The following is a 4048-nucleotide window of genomic DNA, read 5'->3' on the forward strand; positions in this document are numbered from 1 at the left end:
AGGAAACTCCGGTGGAAGAGGTCCTCGGCCGCTGGAAGTCTCACTCGTTCCTGGCGACGCTGACCTATAACTTCGGTGCCGAAGTCGCGCCGCCGCCGCCGCCTCCCCCGCCGCCCCCGCCGCCTCCGCCGCCGCCTCCGCCGGCGACGCAGACCTGCCCGGATGGCTCGGTGATCCTGGCGACCGACACGTGCCCGGCACCGCCGCCTCCGCCTCCGCCGCCGCCGCCGGCGCCTGAGCGGGGCCAGTAAGGGCTCTTGCCTCGGACCGTCCGGCAACGGCCGGTCCAAGCTGGGGGGACGGACTTCGGTCCGTCCCCCTTTCGCTTTGCCGGCTCCCCCGGTCTGGCCGGAACCAAGGAGTGCAGTCATAATCAGCGAAGACCTGGCGGCCCGGATCGCCGAACGCGGCGGCAAATGGCTCGTTACCGGAGTGGCCGGATTCATCGGCTCGAACCTTGCCGAGGCCTTGCTCCGCTCGGGAGCGCATGTCGTCGGCCTCGACAATTTCGCGACTGGACGTCGCCGCAACCTGGACGAGCTCCAGCGGCTCCTTCCCGAAGCCTATGGCTCGCGCTTCCGCTTCATCGAGGGCGACATCCGCGACCGCGATGCGTGCCGGACCGCAGTCGAGGGCGTCGACCACGTTCTTCACCAGGCGGCGCTCGGCTCCGTCCCGCGCTCGATCGCCGACCCGCTGACCTCGCACGACGTCAACGTCACCGGCTTCCTCAACCTGCTGGATGCCGCTCGCAAGGCGGAGGTGCGCCGCTTCGTCTATGCGGCATCGAGCTCGACCTATGGCGATAGTCCTGAGCTTCCCAAGCGCGAGGACCGGATCGGATCGCCACTGTCGCCTTACGCGGCCACCAAGCTGTTCGACGAAATCTATGCGGACATCTACGCCCGCAGCTACGGCTTCCGGGCGACCGGCCTGCGCTATTTCAACGTTTTCGGCCCGCGCCAGGACCCGAACGGCGCCTATGCGGCGGTAATCCCGAAGTGGACGGCCGCGATGATCGAGAAGCAGGATCTCGTCATCAACGGCGACGGCCAGACCAGCCGCGATTTCTGCTTCGTCGCGAATGCCGTCCAGGCGAACATTCGCGCCGCGCTGGCGCCGGACGACGCTCAGGGTGAGGTGTTCAACGTCGCGGTCGGCGAACAGACGTCCCTTATGGAGCTGTTCGGACTGATTCGCGACGGCCTGCGCGACCACCAGGTCCATTACGACCGCGACCCCGTGATGGCGGGGTTCCGGGCGGGCGACGTGCGTCACTCGCTCGCCGACATCGGCAAGGCCGAGCGGATGCTCGGCTATGCGCCGACCCACACGGTCCGCCGCGGCCTGGAAGCGGCATTGCCGTGGTATCTCGGCTTCTTCGGCGGCGCCCGGGACTGACGATCGGGTTTCACTGGACGGGCGAGTGCGAGTAGCGCACAGGCCACTCATGGCACGGAAGGATCATGGGATCGGCATTCCGGTCCCGCAGCGGCTCCGACGGGCCTCGCTCCTCATGCTCGGTGTCACCGACATCCACTGATCGAATGCAGGCAGTGTCTCTCGACCAGCCGGCGCCGGCGGCCATCATCGTCACCGGCCACGCGCTTCCCGAAGCAAAGGCCGACCGTGCTTATGCGGTCGAGCGCCTGACCCGCCAGCAGATCGAGCAGTCTCCGACTCACGAGCTCGATCAGCTGTTGAAGGACGTACCGGGCGTGCAGCTGTTCCGCCGCTCGGACGCGCATAGCGGACACCCGACTAGTCAGGGCGTAACTCTGCGCGCACTTGGCGGCAACGCGTCGAGCCGGGCGCTCCTGGTGCTCGACGGCGTGCCGCAGACCGATCCCTTCGGCGGCTGGGTCAACTGGCCGGCCTACGATCCGCTAGACCTGGGGCAGATCCGGGTCGTGCGCGGCGGCGGCAGCGTCGCCAACGGGCCGGGCGCACTCGCCGGGACGATCGAAATGACGAGCCGCGACGATGGCGGCACGTCCGGCGAACTTGATGCGGGCAGCCGCGACTCGCTCGAGGGACGTGGCCGGCTGGCGCTCGATGCGGGCTCCGGCCTGATCGCGCTGTCCGCGCGGGTGGAGCGCGGCGACGGCTTCATTCCGGTCACTGCGACCACGCGCGGCCCTGCCGACAAGCGCGCCCCGTATCGCAACTGGGATCTTCGTGGCCGCTGGTCAACGCCGCTCTCGCCGGCGGTGAACCTGCAGGCCAGCCTCGACGGATTCCACGACTGGCGGACGCGGGGCGTCGATTACACCGAGAACCGCACCAACGGCGCCGACGCCTCCCTGCGCCTGGTCGGGGAAGGCGCATGGCGATGGTCGGCGCTCGGCTACTGGCAGGCGCGCGACCTGATGAGCAGCTTCGCCAGCGTTTCCCCCGGCCGGGTGACGGCAAGCCGAGTGTCTCTTCAGGACGACGTTCCTGCGCGCGGCATGGGCGCGAGTATAGAGCTCCGTCCGCCGATGCCCCGCGGGATTGAACTCAGGTTTGGGTCGGACGCGCGTCGGACGGACGGCGAATCGCGCGAGCTCTACAGCTACATCGACGGCGACCCGACGCGGCGGCGCAAGGCCGGCGGCGACACGATGACCGTCGGCGGGTTCGTCGAAGCGACGGCCGACGTCGGGCCCTTGACCCTGACCGGTGGCGCGCGCGTCGACCACTGGGAAGTGTCGCATGGACATCTGCGCGAGTGGCTGCTGGCGACCGGAGAGGTCACGCGTGACGACCATGACCCGACGCGCCAGGGCTGGCTTCCAACGGCGCGGGGCGGGGCGCTGATTGCGCTCGGTGGCGGCTTCAACCTGCGATCGGCCGCCTATCTCGGCTGGCGGATGCCGACGCTCAATGAGCTGTTCCGACCATTTCGGGCAGGCGCGGACGCGACGGCGGCAAACCCGGACCTCGATCCCGAGCGGCTTGCGGGAGCGGAGGCCGGCGCCGAGTTCGTGCATGGGGCGATTCGACTCTCGGCGACTGGGTTCGTCAATCGGCTCAAGGACGCAATCGCCAATGTGACGCTCGGGCAGGGACCGGGAATCTTTCCCGGCGTCGGCTTTGTTAACGGCGCCTACAGCGAGCGGCAGAATATCGGCGCGGTCGATGTGCGCGGTCTAGAGGCCTCGGCGAGCTGGACCAGTGGTCCATGGAGCCTTTTGGCGGGCGTCAGCCTGACCCACGCGCGGGTCCGGGACCATGGCGCGGCGGCTCGGCTGGACGGGCTCCGGCCGGCCCAGACGCCGCGCTTCGCCGCGACCCTGTCCGGCGGCTGGCAACAGGACGGCCGTTCCTTCGACGTTACCGTCCGCCGCCTCGGTGCGCAGTTCGACGACGACCTCAACACGCATCTGCTCAGAGCCGCGACCACGCTCGACGCGTCGGCGGCTTGGCCCCTTAGTCGGCGGGTACAATTCATCGTCAGGGGCGAGAACCTGACCGACATGCTGGTCGAAGCAGGCATCAATGCCGACGAGTCGATTGAACGCGCGACCCCGCGGACCTTGTGGTTGGGTGTCCGGCTGCGCTGACCGGGCCCGCCGGGGCGCCCTCCGCGGTAATTGTCGTTAACCTGCATCATAGTTCTGAACTGCGCTTGAAAGGTGGCGTTGGCGCATTGGGAGACTCGCACCCAAGGAGAATTGCATGCCAACGACCAAGACCGCATCGAAGCGCGGATTCGCCGCGATGGACCCCGCGAAACAGCGCGAAATCGCCAGCAAGGGTGGCAAGGCCAGTCACGGCGGCGGCCGGAAGGCTGCCAGCGCCCGCTAACGCCGGTCGCGTCTCGCGGTGGGGCGGGGGCTGACAGGCCCGCAACCGCCGGCTCGACACCTGCGTTCACAGGCGCATGTACAGGTCGGGCCTCAATACCAGGGACAAGGGCGGAGCGATCGTCGCGGTGGCGGCGATCCACGTCCTGCTCCTGCTGATGCTGCTCCATTTGTCGGGCAGGATCGACCTGACAGACCCGCAGTCGGCGCTTCGCGTGTTCAACCTCAGCGAAGCGCCGCCTCCGCCTCCGCCGCCGCCG

The 4048-nt window shown here is 68.8% G+C and carries 3 protein-coding genes and 2 pseudogenes; all 5 read left to right on the top strand.

What is annotated here, in order from left to right; translation table 11 throughout:
- Positions 1 to 251: pseudogene (locus tag JOZ79_RS13505) on the top strand (hypothetical protein); the annotation flags it as partial.
- Positions 252 to 396: 145 nt separating this feature from the next.
- Positions 397 to 1401: an SDR family oxidoreductase gene (locus tag JOZ79_RS13510; RefSeq protein WP_294075158.1), complete on the top strand. Its 1005-nt coding sequence runs from the start codon at positions 397 to 399 to the stop codon at positions 1399 to 1401.
- Positions 1402 to 1547: 146 nt separating this feature from the next.
- A complete protein-coding gene (locus tag JOZ79_RS13515; RefSeq protein WP_294075154.1) occupies positions 1548 to 3545 on the top strand; it encodes a TonB-dependent receptor in 1998 nt (665 codons plus the stop codon).
- Between the two features lie 115 nt (positions 3546 to 3660).
- The gene (locus JOZ79_RS13520) at positions 3661 to 3789 is read left to right on the top strand and encodes a KGG domain-containing protein (protein ID WP_294075156.1); all 129 of its coding nucleotides are present in this window, start codon (positions 3661 to 3663) and stop codon (positions 3787 to 3789) included.
- Between the two features lie 76 nt (positions 3790 to 3865).
- Positions 3866 to 4048: pseudogene (locus JOZ79_RS13525) on the top strand (energy transducer TonB); the annotation flags it as partial.

The sequence above is a fragment of the Sphingomonas sp. genome (assembly GCF_019242355.1).
GTDB lineage: Bacteria > Pseudomonadota > Alphaproteobacteria > Sphingomonadales > Sphingomonadaceae > Sphingomicrobium.